Below are 15,288 nucleotides of genomic sequence, written 5' to 3'. Positions count from 1 at the left end.
TTCGGCCATCCGGCGGCGCATCGGGCGGAGCCGGGCCCGTACGACGTACGGGCGACGGGGAGCGGAAGCCGCACCCCGCCGTTTCGAACCCTTACGCCCTTTTCGTCCGCTCTGTACGTTCCGCCCGGTGGAACGGTGGAACGTGACGATCGACGCAGCCGTCCCGCTCCGGCCGGCGGCCTCACCGGAGTAGCGTCGTCAGTTCGCGGCACGCTCCCGCGCCCGCGGCGCACCGGAGTACCGTCGTCGGTTCGCGGCACGCGCCGCCGCCCCACCCTCCGCACCTCCAGCACACCCACCAGGACCGGCGACCCCAACGTGAGCTCCTCCTCCACCACCCGGAACAGTCCGCACCGTCAGGCACGGCGGGGGACCACGGGCGCGTACCGGCTGGTGCGCACCCTGCCGGGCTCCGTGGACCCCCCTCTCCTGGACGCGGCGCAGCGGGCGGTGGTTGACCACCCCGGCGGCCCGCTGCTGGTCCTCGCGGGGCCCGGGACCGGCAAGACCACCACGCTCGTCGAAGCGGTCGCCGCCCGGGTCGCCCGGGGCGCCGACCCGGCCCGCATCCTGGTCCTCACCTTCAGCCGCAAGGCCGCCGTCGAGCTGCGCGACCGGATGGCCGCCCGGCTCGGGTCGGCCCGCGGACCGCAGGCCACCACGTTCCACTCCTTCTGTTACGCCCTGGTGCGCGCCCATCAGGACGCCGACCTCTTCGCGGACCCGCTGCGGCTGCTCTCCGGACCCGAGCAGGACGTCACCGTCCGCGATCTGCTGGCGGGCCAGCTCGACCTGGAGAAGGAGGGGCACGCCCACATCCGGTGGCCCGACGAGCTGCGGGCCTGTCTGACCACGCGCGGCTTCGCCGACGAGGTGCGGGCCGTCCTCGCCCGCAGCCGTGAGCTGGGCCTCGGCCCGGACGCCCTGGCCGACTTCGCCCGGCGCACCGGCCGGCCCGACTGGGGTGCGGCCGCCGCGTTCCTCGCCGAGTACCTGGACGTGCTGGACGCCCAGGGCGTGCTGGACTACGCGGAGCTGGTCCACCGCGCCGTGCTGCTCGCCGAGCGCCCCGAGGTGTCGGCGCTGCTGGCCGGCAGCTACGACACCGTGTTCGTCGACGAGTACCAGGACACCGACCCGGCGCAGGTACGGCTGCTGCACGCGCTCGCGGGCAACCGGGGGAGCGCGCCGGGCGGCGGCGGAGGCCGGAACCTGATCGCGTTCGGCGACCCGGACCAGTCGATCTACGCCTTCCGCGGCGCCGATGTGAACGGCATCCTCGACTTTCCCGAACTGTTCCGGCGCGCGGACGGCGGCCCGGCCCCCGTCGGCGTCCTCACCACCTCCCGCCGCTCGGGCGACCGGCTGCTCGCCGCCACCCGGCTCCTCACCCGCCGGATGCCGCTCACCCGGCTGCCGTCGGCCAAGGTGCGCGCCCACCGGGAGCTCGGCGCGGTCCGCGAGGGCGGCAGCGTCGAGACGTACACCTACCCGACCGCGTCCACCGAGCTCGACAACATCGCCGACCTGCTGCGCCGGGCACACCTGGAGGACGGGGTGCCGTGGCACGAGATGGCGGTCCTGGTCCGGGCCGGCGGGCGCACCATCCCCGCCGTGCGCCGGGCCCTGACCTCGGCGGGCGTTCCGCTGGAGGTCGACGGCGACGACCTGCCGCTGCGCCACGAACCGGCGGTGGCCCCGCTGCTGACGGCCCTGCGCACGGTGGCCACGGCGGCGCTCCGCCGGGGGGCGGACGCGGAGGAGGGCGCCGCGCCTGCCTCCTGGCTCGACACCGAGACGGCGCTCACCCTCCTCGCCTCCCCCCTCGGCTCCATGGACGCCGCGGACCTGCGCCGGCTCGGCCGGGCCCTGCGCGACGAGGAGCGCGCCGCCGGCAACCGCGTGCCCGCGCCCTCCGGCGAACTGCTCGCCCGCGCGCTCGCCGAACCGGAACGGCTCGTGGCGCACGATCCGGCGTACGCCCGCGGCGCCCAGCGCCTCGGGGCGCTGCTGCGCACGGCGCGCGAACTCCTCGAAGGCGGCGGCACCGCCGAGGAGGCGCTGTGGGCGCTGTGGTCGGGCACGCCCTGGCCGGCCCGGCTGGAGCGCGCCGCGCTGCGCGGGGGCGCGGGCGGGCGCAACGCCGACCGCGACCTCGACGCCGTCTGCGCCCTCTTCGACACCGCGGCCCGCGCGGAGGAGCGCACGGGCGGCCGTGGCGCGCTCAACTTCCTGGAGGAGGTCGACGCCCAGGACATCGCGGCGGACACGCTCTCCCGCCGTTCCGTGCGGCCCGATGCCGTACGGCTGATGACCGCGCACCGCTCCAAGGGCCTGGAGTGGCGCCTGGTCGTCGTCGCCGGAGTGCAGGAGGGCCTCTGGCCCGACCTGCGCCGCCGGGGCTCGCTGCTCGAAGCGGACCGGATCGGCCGTGACGGACTCGCCGAACCCCTCACCCCGGGCGCCCTCCTGGCCGAGGAGCGCCGGCTCTTCTACGTGGCGGCCACCCGCGCCCGCGAGCGTCTGATCGTGACCGCGGTCAAGGCCCCCGCCGACGACGGCGACCAGCCGTCCCGCTTCCTCACCGAACTCGGTGTCGAACCCCGTGACGTCACCGGACGGCCGCGCCGGCCCCTGGCCGTCGCCGCCCTCGTCGCCGAGCTGCGCGCCACCACCGTCGACCCCGCCGCCTCCGACGCGCTGCGCGAGGAGGCCGCCCACCGCCTCGCCCGCCTCGCGGCCCTCAGCGACGACGAGGGCCAGCCGCTCGTACCGTCGGCCCACCCCTACCGGTGGTGGGGCCTGTACGAACCGACCCGCTCGGCCGTCCCGCTGCGCGACCGGGACCAGCCCGTCGCCCTGTCCGGCAGCGCGCTCGACCAGCTCGCCAACACGTGCGCGCTCCAGTGGTTCCTGGGCCGCGAGGTGAAGGCCGACGCCCCCGCGACCGCGGCCCAGGGCTTCGGCAACGTCGTCCACGTCCTGGCCGACGAGGTGGCCTCCGGCCGGACTCCCGCCGATCTGGCCGTCCTCATGGAGCGGCTCGACTCGGTCTGGGACGGGCTGGTCTTCGACGCGCCCTGGAAGTCGCAGCAGGAGAAGGAGCAGGCCCGCGTCGCCCTCGAGCGCTTCCTGCGCTGGCACGTCATGGACCGCACCGGCCGCACCCCGGTCGCCAGCGAGCACGATTTCGACGTGACGCTGGAAGCGGGGGAGTACGAGGTGCGCATCCGCGGCTCGATGGACCGCGTCGAACGCGACGCCGAGGGCCGGGCCTACGTCGTCGACTTCAAGACGGGCAAGCAGTCCCCGACGAAGGACGAGGTCGCCCGCCACCCCCAGCTCGCCGTGTACCAGCTGGCGGTCCGGTCGGGCGCGGTCGACGAGGTCTTCGACGGCACGCGTCCGGAATCCGGCGGCGCCGAACTCGTACAGCTGCGCCAGCCCGCCCCCAAGAAGGAGGGCGGTGACACCGTGCCCAAGGTCCAGGCCCAGCAGCCGCCGGAGACCGAGTGGGTCTCCGATCTGCTGGCGACCGCCGCCGGGCGGGTCCTGGACGAACGGTTCACCCCGTCGACCGGCCAGCACTGCACCCACTGCGCCTTCAGGGCGTCGTGCAGCGCGCAGCCGGAGGGGCGCCACGTCCTGGAGTGAGCGGGGACGGCCTCCGGGTCTTTCAGCGCTTGCGGGCCATCACCCCGTACACGCTGACGTCCGCGTCGGTGACATCGTCGATCCGCTGGTAACGCGTACGGTCCAGCTCGTCCAGCCCCGCCACGAACTCCGGATCCGGGTCCGCGGCCTCGGGCAGATCGACGACCGGCTCGGGCCGCCAGCGGTGCACCGGGACGACGCCGGGGTCGAGCAACTCCAGACCGTTGTCCGTCACGAAACGCCCGACCTGCGCGCGGGAGCGGCGGACCATGGCGAAACCGCGCTCCTGGAAGGACTTCGTGATCCGGCCGACCTGTTCGGGATTGAGGTCCGAGCTGACGTTGCTCAGTACGAGGCAGCTGCCGGGCGCCAGCGCGTCGAGAAGCTGCTCGACGACCGGGTACGCCTCGTCGTCCTCGATGAAGTGGAGCACGGCGGCGAGGACGAGGGCCACGGGCCGGTCGAGGTCGAGAGTGCGGCGGGCGGCTTCGAGGATCTTGGCGGGGTCGCGGAGGTCCGCCTCGATGTAGTCGGTGCGGCCCCGGGGTCCGCTGGTGAGCAGGGCCTGGGCGTGGACGAGGACGACCGGGTCGTTGTCGACGTACACCACGCGCGCCTCGGGCGCGACGGCCTGGGCGATCTGGTGCACGTTCTGCTGCGTCGGCAGACCGGTGCCGATGTCGAGGAACTGCCGGATGCCGTCCTTCGCCGCGAGCGTGACCGCCCGCCGCACGAAGTCGCGGTTGTGCCGCACGGTGAGGTACCCGCGGGGGTTGGCGGCCAGGGCCATGGCCGCGGCCTCGCGGTCGGCCGGGTAGTTGTCCTTGCCGCCGAGGAAGACGTCGTAGACCCGCGCCGGGTGCGCCTTCGTCGTGTCGATGCGCTTCCTGAGCTCTTCGGCGTCAGGGGCGGGGGCGTCGGCGCTCATGGGTCCGTCCTTATAAGGATGCTGATGCGTTCAGAGGCGCTCGATGGTGATCAGGCCGTGATCGGAAGCGATCGTCTACAACCTAGACCGGGGACGGGGCCCCGGGAGGCACTTCCCGGACTCCTTGACGACGGCGGGGAAGGGGGACGCGCAGGCGGGAAAAGGCGCGGGGACGGGCGGGCGGCCGGCGGTCCGGCGTGGACCCCGTCACATCCCGGACGGCCCCTCCCCACGGCTTCGTGGGTTGTCGGTCTCTCCGGTTAGCCTCTGTGGAGTGTCCTCACGCCTCACCGATCCCGAGCAGCTCAAGGAGCTCCTCGGGATCCCCTTCACCCCGGAGCAGACGGCGTGCATCGTCGCGCCGCCCGCCCCGCAGGTGATCGTCGCCGGGGCCGGGTCGGGGAAGACCACGGTGATGGCGGCGCGCGTGGTGTGGCTGGTCGGCACCGGCCAGGTCGCCCCCGAGCAGGTCCTCGGCCTCACCTTCACCAACAAGGCGGCCGGAGAGCTCGCCGAGCGCGTCCGCAAGGCCCTGATCGCCGCCGGGGTCACCGACCCGGACGTCATCGACCCGGACAACCCCCCGGGCGAACCCGGCATCTCCACGTACCACGCCTTCGCCGGCCGGCTCCTGGCCGACCACGGCCTGCGGATAGGACTCGAACCCGCCACCCGCCTCCTCGCCGACGCCACCCGCTACCAGCTCGCCGCCCGCGTGCTGCGCGAGGCGCCCGGCCCCTACCCGGCCCTGACCAGGTCGTTCCCCACCCTGGTCAGCGATCTCCTGGCGCTGGACGCCGAGCTCGCCGAACACCTCGTACGGCCCGAACAGCTCGCGGAGTACGACACCGAGCTGCTCCGCACCCTGGAGAGCGCGAAGCTCAGCAACGCGGAACTGCGCAAGATCCCCGAGGCCGCCGAGGCCCGCCGCGAACTGCTCTCACTGACCCGGCGCTACCGGGAGGCGAAGCGCAGCCGCGACCTCCTCGACTTCGGCGACCAGATCGCCCTCTCCGCCCGGCTCGCCCTCACCCGCCCCGAGGTCGGCGCCATCCTGCGCGACGAGTACCGGGTCGTTCTGCTCGACGAGTACCAGGACACCTCCGTCGCCCAGCGCCTCCTGCTCTCCGCCCTCTTCGGCAGCGGCCCCGACGGCACCGCGTCCGGACACGCCGTCACCGCGGTGGGCGACCCCTGCCAGGCCATCTACGGCTGGCGCGGCGCGTCCGTGGCCAACCTCGACGACTTCCCCAGCCACTTCCCGCACGCCGACGGCACCCCGGCCGCCCGCTACTCCCTCAGCGAGAACCGCCGCAGCGGCGGCCGCCTCCTCCACCTCGCCAACGGGCTCGCCACCCCCCTGCGCGCCATGCACGAGGGCGTCGAGGCCCTGCGCCCCGCCCCCGGCGCCGAGCGCGACGGCCTCGTCCGCTGCGCCTTGCTGCGCACCCACGCCGAGGAGCTCGACTGGCTCGCCGACTCGATCGCCCACCTCGTGCGCACCGGCAAGGCCCCCGGCGAGATCGCCGTCCTGTGCCGCACCGCGGGCGACTTCCCCGGGATCCAGGCCGCGCTTGTCGCCCGGGACATCCCGGTCGAGGTCGTCGGCCTCTCCGGGCTGCTCCACCTCCCCGAGGTCGCCGACCTCGTGGCCGTCTGCGAGGTCCTCCAGGACCCCGGGGCCAACGCCTCCCTGGTCCGGCTGCTCACCGGCCCCCGCTGGCGGATCGGCCCCCGCGACCTCGCCCTGCTCGGCCGCCGCGCCCGCCTCCTGGTCCACCGCGCCGCCCACGGGGACGACGACGACTTCGACCCCGACCGCCGCCTCGCCGAGGCCGTCGAGGGCGTCGACCCGGCCGAGGTGATCTCGCTGGCCGACGCCCTGGACACCTTCCTGGACTCCGGCGGCGAACAGGACGACCGGCTGCCGTTCTCCGCCGAGGCCCGCATCCGGTTCGCCCGCCTCGCCACGGAACTGCGCGACCTGCGCCGCTCGCTCTCCGACCCGCTGATGGACGTCCTGCACCGGGTGCTCGCCACCACCGGCCTGGAGGTCGAGCTGTCCGCCTCCCCCCAGGCCCTGGCGGCCCGCCGCCGCGAGACCCTCGCCAACTTCCTCGACGTCGCCGCCCGGTTCGCCGCCGTCGACCCGGAGGCGACGCTGCTCGCCTTCCTCGGCTTCCTGCGCACCGCCGCGCAGTACGAGAAGGGCCTGGACAACGCGCTGCCCGGCGGCGAGAACACCGTCAAGGTCCTCACCGCCCACAAGTCCAAGGGCCTGGAGTGGGACGTCGTCGCCGTGCCCGGCCTGGTGGCCGGTCAGTTCCCCAGCGGCCGCTCACGCGAGGCCTGGACCTCGCAGTCCCAGGTCCTCCCGCACGCCCTGCGCGGCGACGCCGCCACCCTGCCCGTCCTCCACGCCTTCGACGCCAAGGGCCTCAAGGGCTTCAAGGAGGAGCTGACCGAGCACCAGCACACCGAGGAACTCCGCCTCGGCTATGTCACCTTCACCCGGCCCCGCACCCTCCTCCTCGGCTCCGGCCACTGGTGGGGACCGAGCCAGAAGAAGCCGCGCGGCCCCTCCGCCTTCCTGGAGGCGTTGTACGAGCACTGCGCGGCCGGGCACGGCGAGATCGAGGCGTGGGCGGACGAGCCGGCACAGGACGAGGAGAACCCGGCCCTCGGCGAGGCCACGGCCGACCACGCCTGGCCGCTGCCGCTGGACACCGCCGCGCTGGCCCGCCGCCGGGCCGCCGCGGACACGGTGATGGCCCATCTGGAGGCGCTGGCCCTGGCGGGCCCGGGGCCGGGCGGGAACGCGACGGCGGAGCCGGGGCCCTCCTCGGACGCCGTCCACACCGGTGACGAGCTGTTTCCCGAGGGCGAGCCGTTCCCGGACGAGGAACCGTTCCCCGAGGACGACCCCTTCCTGGACGACGAACCGTTCCCCGACGACGACCCCCTCCCGGGCGAGGCCCCCTTCCCGGCGGACGGGCCGCGAGGGCTCCCCGACGACCCGGTGGCGCCCGCCGCCCCTCACGTCCCCGCCGCCCGTACCCCCGAGCAGCTCCCCGCGCGCCTCACCCCCGAGGAGTCCCGGACCCTCGCGTCCTGGGACCGCGACCTCGACGCCCTCGCCGGGGAGCTGCGCCGCGCCCGCGCCACCGTGCGTGAGGTGCTCGTGCCCGCCTCGCTCTCCGCCACCCAGCTGCTGCGCCTCGCCGACGACCCCGACGGCTTCGCCCAGGAACTGGCCCGCCCCATGCCCCGCCCCCCGCAGCCCGCCGCCCGCCGGGGCACCCGCTTCCACGCCTGGGTCGAGTCCCGCTTCGAGGAGCTGCCGCTCCCCATGCTCGGCCCCGACGAGTTGCCCGGCGGCGACGAGAGCGACGCCGACATCGCCGACGAGCGCGATCTCGCCGAGCTCAAGGAGGCCTTCGAGCGCACCCCGTACGCCCGCCGCACCCCGTACCGCGTCGAGACGCCCTTCCAGATCACCCTCGCCGGCCGGGTGATCCGGGGCCGCATCGACGCGGTGTACCGCACGGGGAACACGTACGAGATCGTCGACTGGAAGACCAGCCGCACCCACACCGCCGACCCCCTCCAGCTCGCCGTCTACCGCCTCGCCTGGGCCGAGCTGCACGGGCTGCCGCTCACCGACGTCACGGCGACGTTCCTGTTCGTACGCAGCGGCGAGAGCGTCCGCCCCACCAGCCTCCCCGGCCGTCGGGAACTGGAGCGCATCCTCCTGGACGAGCCACCTCCCGTGGGCGGATAAGCTGAAGGTCATGAGCGACACCCCGGACAGTGCCGTCCGTACGTACACCGAGCAGCACCGCGCGGCCTTCCTCGACGACCTCGCCGAGTGGCTGCGCATCCCCTCCGTATCCGCCCAGCCGGAGCACGACGAGGACGTACGGCGCAGCGCCGCGTGGCTGTCCGCCAAGCTGAAGGAGACCGGGTTCCCGGTCTCGGAGATCTGGGAGACGGACGGCGCGCCCGCCGTCTTCGCCGAGTGGCCCTCCGACGACCCGGACGCCCCCACGGTCCTCGTGTACGGGCACCACGACGTGCAGCCCGCCGCCCGTGAGGACGGCTGGGACACCGACCCCTTCGAACCGGTGATCCGGGACGGCAGGATGTACGGGCGCGGCGCGGCCGACGACAAGGGGCAGGTGTTCTTCCACACCCTCGGCGTCCGGGCGCACCTCGCCACCACCGGCCGCACCGCCCCCGCAGTCCACCTCAAACTCCTCGTCGAGGGCGAGGAGGAGTCGGGCTCCCCGCACTTCCGCGCGCTGGTCGAGCAGCGGGCCGGCCGCCTCACCGCGGACGCCGTGATCGTCTCCGACACCGGCATGTGGGACGAGACGACCCCGACCGTCTGCACCGGCATGCGCGGCCTCGCCGAGTGCGAGATCGAGCTGCACGGACCGGAGCAGGACATCCACTCCGGATCGTTCGGCGGCGCCGTCCCCAACCCCGCGACGGAGATCGCCCGCCTCGTCGCGGCGCTCCACGACTCCGACGGCCGGGTCGCCGTCCCCGGCTTCTACGACGGCGTGGCCGAGCTCACGGACACCGAACGCGCCCTCTTCGCCGAGCTGCCCTTCGACGAGGCCACCTGGCTGCGCACCGCCAGGTCGGGCGCCGCCTCGGGCGAGGCCGGATACTCCACGCTGGAGCGGATCTGGGCCCGTCCCACCGCCGAGGTCAACGGCATCGGCGGCGGCTACCACGGCGCCGGAAGCAAGACGATCATCCCGGCCTCCGCCCTGGCGAAGATCAGCTTCCGCCTGGTCGCGGGGCAGGACCCGGACCACGTCCGGAAGGCCGTCCTGGCCTGGGCCGAGGACCGCATCCCGGCCGGAATCCGTCACAGGATCACCTTCCTCCCGGCGACCCGCCCCTGTCTGACGCCCCTGGACCACCCCGCGCTGCAGGCCGTCGCCCGCGCGATGGGGCGGGCGTTCGGCCAGAAGATCCTCTTCACCCGCGAAGGAGGCTCGGGACCCGCCGCCGACCTGCAGGACGTGCTCGGCGCACCCGTCCTCTTCCTGGGCATCTCCGTACCGTCCGACGGCTGGCACGCCCCCAACGAGAAGGTCGAACTCGACCTGCTGCTGAAGGGCGTCGAGACCACCGCCCACCTCTGGGGCGAGCTGGCCGCCGCACTCCGCTGAATCCTCTGAACACCCGATCCATCCCGGGGGAGTAGGAAGCACCTGTGAGCACCTTCGACAATGCCACCACGGACCGGCCCATCGGTCTGACGGCGCCGAGCGGCATCGACCGCGCGGCGCACCACCGCCTCGACGAGGCCTGGCTGGCCGCTGCGTGGAGCCACCCGACGACGCGGGTCTTCGTCGTCTCCGGCGGGCAGGTGCTGATCGACGACACGGCCGACGGCACCGAACTCGTGATGACCCCCGCCTTCGAGGCTCCGGTCACCGAGACCCACCGCTACTTCCTCGGTACCGACGAGGACGGCGTCAGCTACTTCGCGCTCCAGAAGGACTCGCTGCCCGGCCGCATGGACCAGTCGGCCCGGCCGGCGGGGCTGCGCGAGGCGGGCCTGCTCCTCGGCGCCCGCGACGCCGGTCTGATGGTGCACGCGGTGGCGCTGGAGAACTGGCAGCGGCTGCACCGCTTCTGCTCCCGCTGCGGCGAACGCACGGTCATCGCGGCGGCCGGCCACATCCGCCGCTGCCAGGCCTGCGGTGCCGAGCACTACCCGCGCACCGACCCCGCGGTCATCATGCTCGTCACCGACGACCAGGACCGCGCCCTGCTGGGCCGGCAGGTCCACTGGCCCGAGGGCCGCTTCTCCACGCTGGCCGGTTTCGTCGAGCCGGGCGAGTCGATCGAGCAGTCCGTGGCCCGCGAGGTCTTCGAGGAGGCGGGCATCACGGTCGGCGAGGTCGAGTACATCGCCAGCCAGCCCTGGCCGTTCCCCTCCAGCCTGATGCTCGGTTTCATGGCACGGGCCACGACGTTCGACATCAACGTCGACGGCGAGGAGATCGAGGAGGCCCGCTGGTTCTCCCGCGAGGAGCTGACGGCCGCCTTCGAGTCGGGCGAGATCCTGCCGCCGTTCGGCATCTCGATCGCGGCCCGCCTGATCGAGATCTGGTACGGGAAGCCGCTCCCGAAGCCGGTCCGGGCGGCCTGACCCGGGCGGCCCGACCCGGGCGGCCACGGGCTGCCCCGGGGCGTCCGCCGTTTGACCCGGCCGGCCACGGGCTGGCCCGGCGGTCGCCCACGGTTTGCCCCGGCCGGCCACGGGCTGACCCGGCCGCCCACGGTTCGACCCGGCGCTCGCCCGGACCCTCCTCGCGGTGAGACCGTGCGGCCATGATCGGTTCGTGCCGACTGGCGACCGGAGTGCGAACACCCGCCGGCGCAAGCCCGCGCGCACACGGCAACGCCCCCTCCGGTGGTCTCCACCGGAGGGGGCGTTCGGCGCGGGGCCGTCAGGCGGAGAGTGCCTGCTTCACCTGAGCCAGGCTCGGGTTCGTCATGACGACGTCCTCACCACCGCCGGAGGGGGCCACCAGAACGGTCGGGACCGTCTGGTTCCCGCCATTCGCCTTCTCGACGAACGCCGCCGACTCCGGGTCCTGCTCGATGTTGATCTCGGTGTACGCGATGCCCTCGCGGTCCATCTGGCCCTTGAGCCGACGGCAGTAGCCGCACCACGTGGTGCTGTACATCGTCACAGTGCCCGGCATGTCTTCGCGCTCCTCTGTCTCATCGGTCACGGCAGTCCCGTCACGTCCCGTCGCGGTCTCGTCCGTCACACTCCTCCGCCGGACCGAGATCCCGCGGAGAGGCCGGGCCGTGCGTCGCCGCACGGAAGGGGAACGTACGTGACCTGGCCACCATTCCCGGACCACTCCCGTTCCGGGTGGGCCGCCCCTGTACCGCTGCGGACCGGCCACCCCCGTATTAGTACGACAGTCGTGACTCCCCTGTGGACAACTTCCGCGGCCGCCCCTTTCGACCTGGCAGCATGGCGGGGTGACATCAGCAACGCATTCCACCCTCTTCCCCCAGGTCCCCGACTCCGCCGACGCCGTCCTCGACGGGCTCGACCCCGAGCAGCGCGAGGTCGCCATGGCCCTGCAGGGCCCGGTATGCGTGCTGGCCGGAGCCGGTACGGGCAAGACGCGGGCCATCACGCACCGCATCGCCTACGGGGTGCGCGCGGGGATACTCCAGCCGTCGAGTGTGCTTGCCGTCACGTTCACCAACCGTGCCGCCGGCGAGATGCGCGGACGCCTGCGCCAGCTCGGCGCGGGCGGGGTGCAGGCGCGGACCTTCCACTCCGCGGCGCTGCGTCAGCTCCAGTACTTCTGGCCGAAAGCAGTCGGTGGCGATCTGCCCCGGCTGCTGGAGCGCAAGGTCCAGCTGGTCGCCGAGGCGGCGGCCCGCTGCCGCGTCCGGCTGGACCGCAACGAGCTGCGCGACGTCACGAGCGAGATCGAGTGGGCCAAGGTCACCCAGACCGTGCCCGCCGACTATCCGGCCGTGGTCGCCAAGTCCCAGCGGGACGCCCCGCGCGACCCGGCGGAGATCTCCCAGATCTACGCGATGTACGAGCAGCTGAAGCGCGACCGCACGGTGATCGACTTCGAGGACGTGCTGCTCCTCACCGTCGGCATCCTGCAGGACCGCCATGACATCGCCGACCACGTCCGCCGCCAGTACCAGCACTTCGTGGTCGACGAGTACCAGGACGTCAGCCCGCTCCAGCAAAGGCTCCTCGACCTCTGGCTCGGTGACCGGGACAACCTCTGCGTCGTCGGCGACGCCAGCCAGACGATCTACTCCTTCACCGGAGCCACCCCCGACCACCTGCTCAACTTCCGCACCCGTCACCCCCGGGCCACCGTGGTCAAGCTCGTCCGGGACTACCGCTCCACGCCCCAGGTCGTCCATCTGGCCAACGGCCTGCTCTCCCAGGCCCGCGGCCGGGCCGCCGAGCACCGGCTCGAGCTGGTCTCGCAGCGCGAGTCCGGCCCCGACCCCTCCTACCTGGAGTACGCGGACGAGCCCGCGGAGGCCGAAGGCACCGCCCGGCGGATCCGGGATCTGATCGCCGAGGGCGTGCCGGCCGGCGAGATCGCCGTGCTCTACCGGGTCAACTCCCAGTCCGAGGTCTACGAGCAGGCCCTCGCGGACGCGGGCGTGCCCTACCAGCTCAGGGGCGCCGAGCGGTTCTTCGACCGCCCCGAGGTGCGGGAAGCGGGCGTGGCCCTGCGCGGGGCGGCCCGGGCGGGGGGCAACGACTCCCTGCTGGACGATGCGGAGGGCCTCCCCTCCGAGGTGCGGGCCGTGCTCTCCACCAAGGGCTGGAGCAGCGAGCCGCCCGCCGGATCAGGGGCGGTGCGCGACCGCTGGGAGTCCCTGGCCGCCATCGTCCGGCTGGCCGAGGACTTCGAACGGGCCAGGCCGGGCGCCACCCTCTCCGACCTGGTCGCCGAACTGGACGAGCGGGCCGCCGCCCAGCACGCCCCCACGGTCCAGGGCGTCACGCTGGCCTCACTGCACTCGGCGAAGGGCCTGGAGTGGGACGCCGTGTTCCTGGTCGGGCTGACCGAGGGAATGATGCCGATCACCTACGCCAAGACGGACGAGCAGATCGAGGAGGAGCGCCGGCTCCTCTACGTCGGGGTCACCCGGGCCCGCTTCCACCTCTCGCTGTCGTGGTCGCTGGCGCGCTCACCCGGCGGCCGGGCGGGCCGTCGGCCGAGCCGGTTCCTGAACGGGCTGCGCCCGGGCTCGACGCCGCTCGGCGGGCGGGCGACGGCAGGCGGCAGCGGCGGGATCGAGCGCCCGGCCGCCGCGGCCAGGCGCAAGCGGCGGGGGCCGGCCCTGTGCCGGGTCTGCGGCAAGACCCTGACCGACGCCGGCGAGATGAAGCTGATGCGCTGCGACGACTGTCCGTCCGACATGGACGAGGCGCTGTACGAGCGGCTGCGCGACTGGCGTGCGGCCCGCGCGCAGGACATCGGCCAGCCCGCGTACTGCGTGTTCACCGACAAGACGCTGATGGCCATCGCCGAGGCGGTGCCGGCCACCGAGGGCGAACTGGCCTGTATCTCAGGGGTCGGCGCACGGAAACTGGGCCGGTTCGGCGCTTCCGTCCTGGACATCTGCGCAGGTGGGGACGGGTCTGAGGAGGTCCCGGCGGCCGACGAGGAGATGTGAGAAAAACTCGTCGGGAAAATAGTTTGCGCCCGCCCCAGTCATCACCATAGGTTCTTAACCACGGGAACAGCGACTTCTCTGAAGCCCTGACCCTGTGCTGTACTTATCCGAATACGCAGGACCGGCCCGCCGGTCCCCAGAGACGCCGAGAGGAGGCGATTGAAGTGATCAGCATCATCAAGACCGACAAAATGACCGATCTTTCGGTCGTCTCCGCCTGCTCGCTCGGCCTCACCCGCTCTTCGGCTTCCTCGCTTCGTGGCACCGGTATGTCCGGCATCTCCGCCGTCAGCCCGCTGTCCCTGGCCAGCCTGCCCGTGCGGGAGCGCAATGAGCGACCGACCCAGGCACCGGCAGCAGCAGTAGCGAAGGGACAGGCCCAGGCCTATGCCTTTGCGGCCGCCGGTGCGGGAGCGGAAGCCAAGAAGCAGACGACGCACCACCACACGATGTGGGCCTTCCGTGGGCCTGAACCCTGGAGTGATCCAGCCTGATCGATGATCAGGCCGGCGCCTTCAGGGCCGCGGAACCCCACTCGGGATCCGCGGCCCTTTTGTTTTGTCCAAACGGATGAGACAGCGCGAAGGAGCCTCGGACAAGCAGGACCTGGTACCAGCCGCCCCCCGGCCAACAGGCCGGAAACGACCAGACGAGGACACCACCACCGTGCAACTCGAAACGCACGCCCCGTCCGTACCGCCTTCCGACACGATCTCCCCGCCCGGCCTCACGGAGGACTCCACCTTGATCCCCCTCACCGCGCTCACCGCGCTCGACGACGCCATCGAGAACCTCGGCGTGCCCGTCCCCTGCCGTTCCTACGACCCCGAGGTCTTCTTCGCCGAGTCGCCGGCCGACGTCGAGTACGCCAAGTCCCTCTGCCGCACCTGCCCGCTCGTCGAGGCCTGTCTCGCCGGCGCCAAGGAGCGCCGCGAGCCCTGGGGCGTCTGGGGTGGCGAGCTCTTCATCCAGGGCGTCGTCGTCGCCCGCAAGCGGCCGCGTGGCCGTCCGCGCAAGAACCCGGTCGCGGCGTGACCGCCGACCTGGGAGTCAACGCCCCCAAGCCCATGAATCGCCTCGGAACCATCGACCGTCCCCTGACCCACGACCCACGAAACCAGGCACCCATGTCCATCCCCACGAGGGAGCCCGTCGGCTCCGCGACACCGGACGTCACCATCAGCGGCGCGAACGACTCGCGTCAGAACAGGACCCGTGAAATGCAACTCATCCCAGAAGCCCTGGCCCGTGCGCATATGCACGACCGCCTGCGGGAAGCCGACGCGGACCGTCAGGCCGTGCGCCTGATCACCGCGCGGCGGATGCAGCGCAGGGCCGAGCGCGCCTCGATGCGCGCCCGCCGTGCGCTCGCCATGGCGGTCATGCACTGATCCCAGCAGGGCCGCACGACGGCAGTAACCGCCGAGGGGCAGCCGCTCTCTGCTCCCCGGCAAGCACTCCCCACAGCAGAACCCCTACCGCGGGGCCGG

At 73.2% G+C, this 15,288-nt stretch carries 10 protein-coding genes; 8 read left to right on the top strand and 2 right to left on the bottom strand.

Features of this window, described 5'->3' with window-relative positions; genetic code table 11:
• Positions 1 to 318 precede the first annotated feature (318 nt).
• Complete coding sequence (locus E6R60_RS28070; protein WP_136329476.1) at positions 319 to 3,654, top strand: ATP-dependent DNA helicase; 3,336 nt, start codon at positions 319 to 321, stop codon at positions 3,652 to 3,654.
• Positions 3,655 to 3,676: 22 nt separating this feature from the next.
• Here the strand turns inward: E6R60_RS28070 and E6R60_RS28065 are convergent, their stop codons facing one another.
• A complete protein-coding gene (locus E6R60_RS28065) occupies positions 3,677 to 4,582 on the bottom strand; it encodes an SAM-dependent methyltransferase (protein WP_136329475.1) in 906 nt (301 codons plus the stop codon).
• Positions 4,583 to 4,856: 274 nt separating this feature from the next.
• On the opposite strand from E6R60_RS28065, the gene E6R60_RS28060 reads away from it, so the two are divergent.
• Genes E6R60_RS28060 through nudC form a run of 3 tightly spaced genes read left to right on the top strand, consistent with a single transcriptional unit; the run spans position 4,857 to position 10,757 of the window.
• Positions 4,857 to 8,363: an ATP-dependent DNA helicase gene (locus E6R60_RS28060; protein ID WP_136329474.1), complete on the top strand. Its 3,507-nt coding sequence runs from the start codon at positions 4,857 to 4,859 to the stop codon at positions 8,361 to 8,363.
• A 10-nt stretch (positions 8,364 to 8,373) separates the two neighbouring features.
• Positions 8,374 to 9,768 carry a dipeptidase gene (locus E6R60_RS28055; protein WP_136329473.1) on the top strand — a complete coding sequence of 465 codons (1,395 nt, stop codon included), beginning with the start codon at positions 8,374 to 8,376 and terminating at the stop codon, positions 9,766 to 9,768.
• Between the two features lie 44 nt (positions 9,769 to 9,812).
• Positions 9,813 to 10,757: an NAD(+) diphosphatase gene (nudC, locus tag E6R60_RS28050; RefSeq protein WP_136329472.1), complete on the top strand. Its 945-nt coding sequence runs from the start codon at positions 9,813 to 9,815 to the stop codon at positions 10,755 to 10,757.
• A 301-nt stretch (positions 10,758 to 11,058) separates the two neighbouring features.
• Here the strand turns inward: nudC and E6R60_RS28045 are convergent, their stop codons facing one another.
• Positions 11,059 to 11,316 (bottom strand): mycoredoxin, encoded by a 258-nt coding sequence (locus tag E6R60_RS28045; RefSeq protein ID WP_136329471.1) that lies wholly within the window; start codon positions 11,314 to 11,316, stop codon positions 11,059 to 11,061.
• Positions 11,317 to 11,605: 289 nt separating this feature from the next.
• Between E6R60_RS28045 and E6R60_RS28040 the strand changes: the two genes are divergently transcribed.
• From E6R60_RS28040 to E6R60_RS28025, 4 genes are all read left to right on the top strand, one after another.
• Complete coding sequence (locus tag E6R60_RS28040; protein WP_136329470.1) at positions 11,606 to 13,798, top strand: ATP-dependent DNA helicase UvrD2; 2,193 nt, start codon at positions 11,606 to 11,608, stop codon at positions 13,796 to 13,798.
• A gap of 164 nt (positions 13,799 to 13,962) precedes the next feature.
• Positions 13,963 to 14,292, top strand: a complete 330-nt coding sequence (locus tag E6R60_RS28035; protein WP_136329469.1) for a hypothetical protein — start codon at positions 13,963 to 13,965, stop codon at positions 14,290 to 14,292.
• 172 nt (positions 14,293 to 14,464) lie between these two features.
• Entirely contained in the window at positions 14,465 to 14,833 is a 369-nt protein-coding gene (locus tag E6R60_RS28030; RefSeq protein ID WP_136329468.1) for a WhiB family transcriptional regulator, read from the top strand.
• 32 nt (positions 14,834 to 14,865) lie between these two features.
• Entirely contained in the window at positions 14,866 to 15,189 is a 324-nt protein-coding gene (locus tag E6R60_RS28025) for a hypothetical protein (protein WP_136329520.1), read from the top strand.
• The last annotated feature ends 99 nt before the right edge of the window (positions 15,190 to 15,288 follow it).

The sequence above is a fragment of the Streptomyces sp. A0642 genome (assembly GCF_004795105.1).
Taxonomy (GTDB): Bacteria; Actinomycetota; Actinomycetes; order Streptomycetales; family Streptomycetaceae; genus Streptomyces.
The sequence above is the reverse complement of the archived record's forward strand: the minus strand, read 5'-3'. Positions and strand labels throughout refer to the sequence as shown.

Excerpts from the sequence above, each read along its gene's own strand:
- E6R60_RS28025 (WP_136329520.1), top strand. The coding sequence starts at position 14,866 with ATGAATCGCCTCGGAACCATCGACCGTCCCCTGACCCACGACCCACGA.
- E6R60_RS28065 (WP_136329475.1), bottom strand. The coding sequence starts at position 4,582 with ATGAGCGCCGACGCCCCCGCCCCTGACGCCGAAGAGCTCAGGAAGCGC.
- E6R60_RS28045 (WP_136329471.1), bottom strand. The coding sequence starts at position 11,316 with ATGCCGGGCACTGTGACGATGTACAGCACCACGTGGTGCGGCTACTGC.
- E6R60_RS28055 (WP_136329473.1), top strand. The coding sequence starts at position 8,374 with ATGAGCGACACCCCGGACAGTGCCGTCCGTACGTACACCGAGCAGCAC.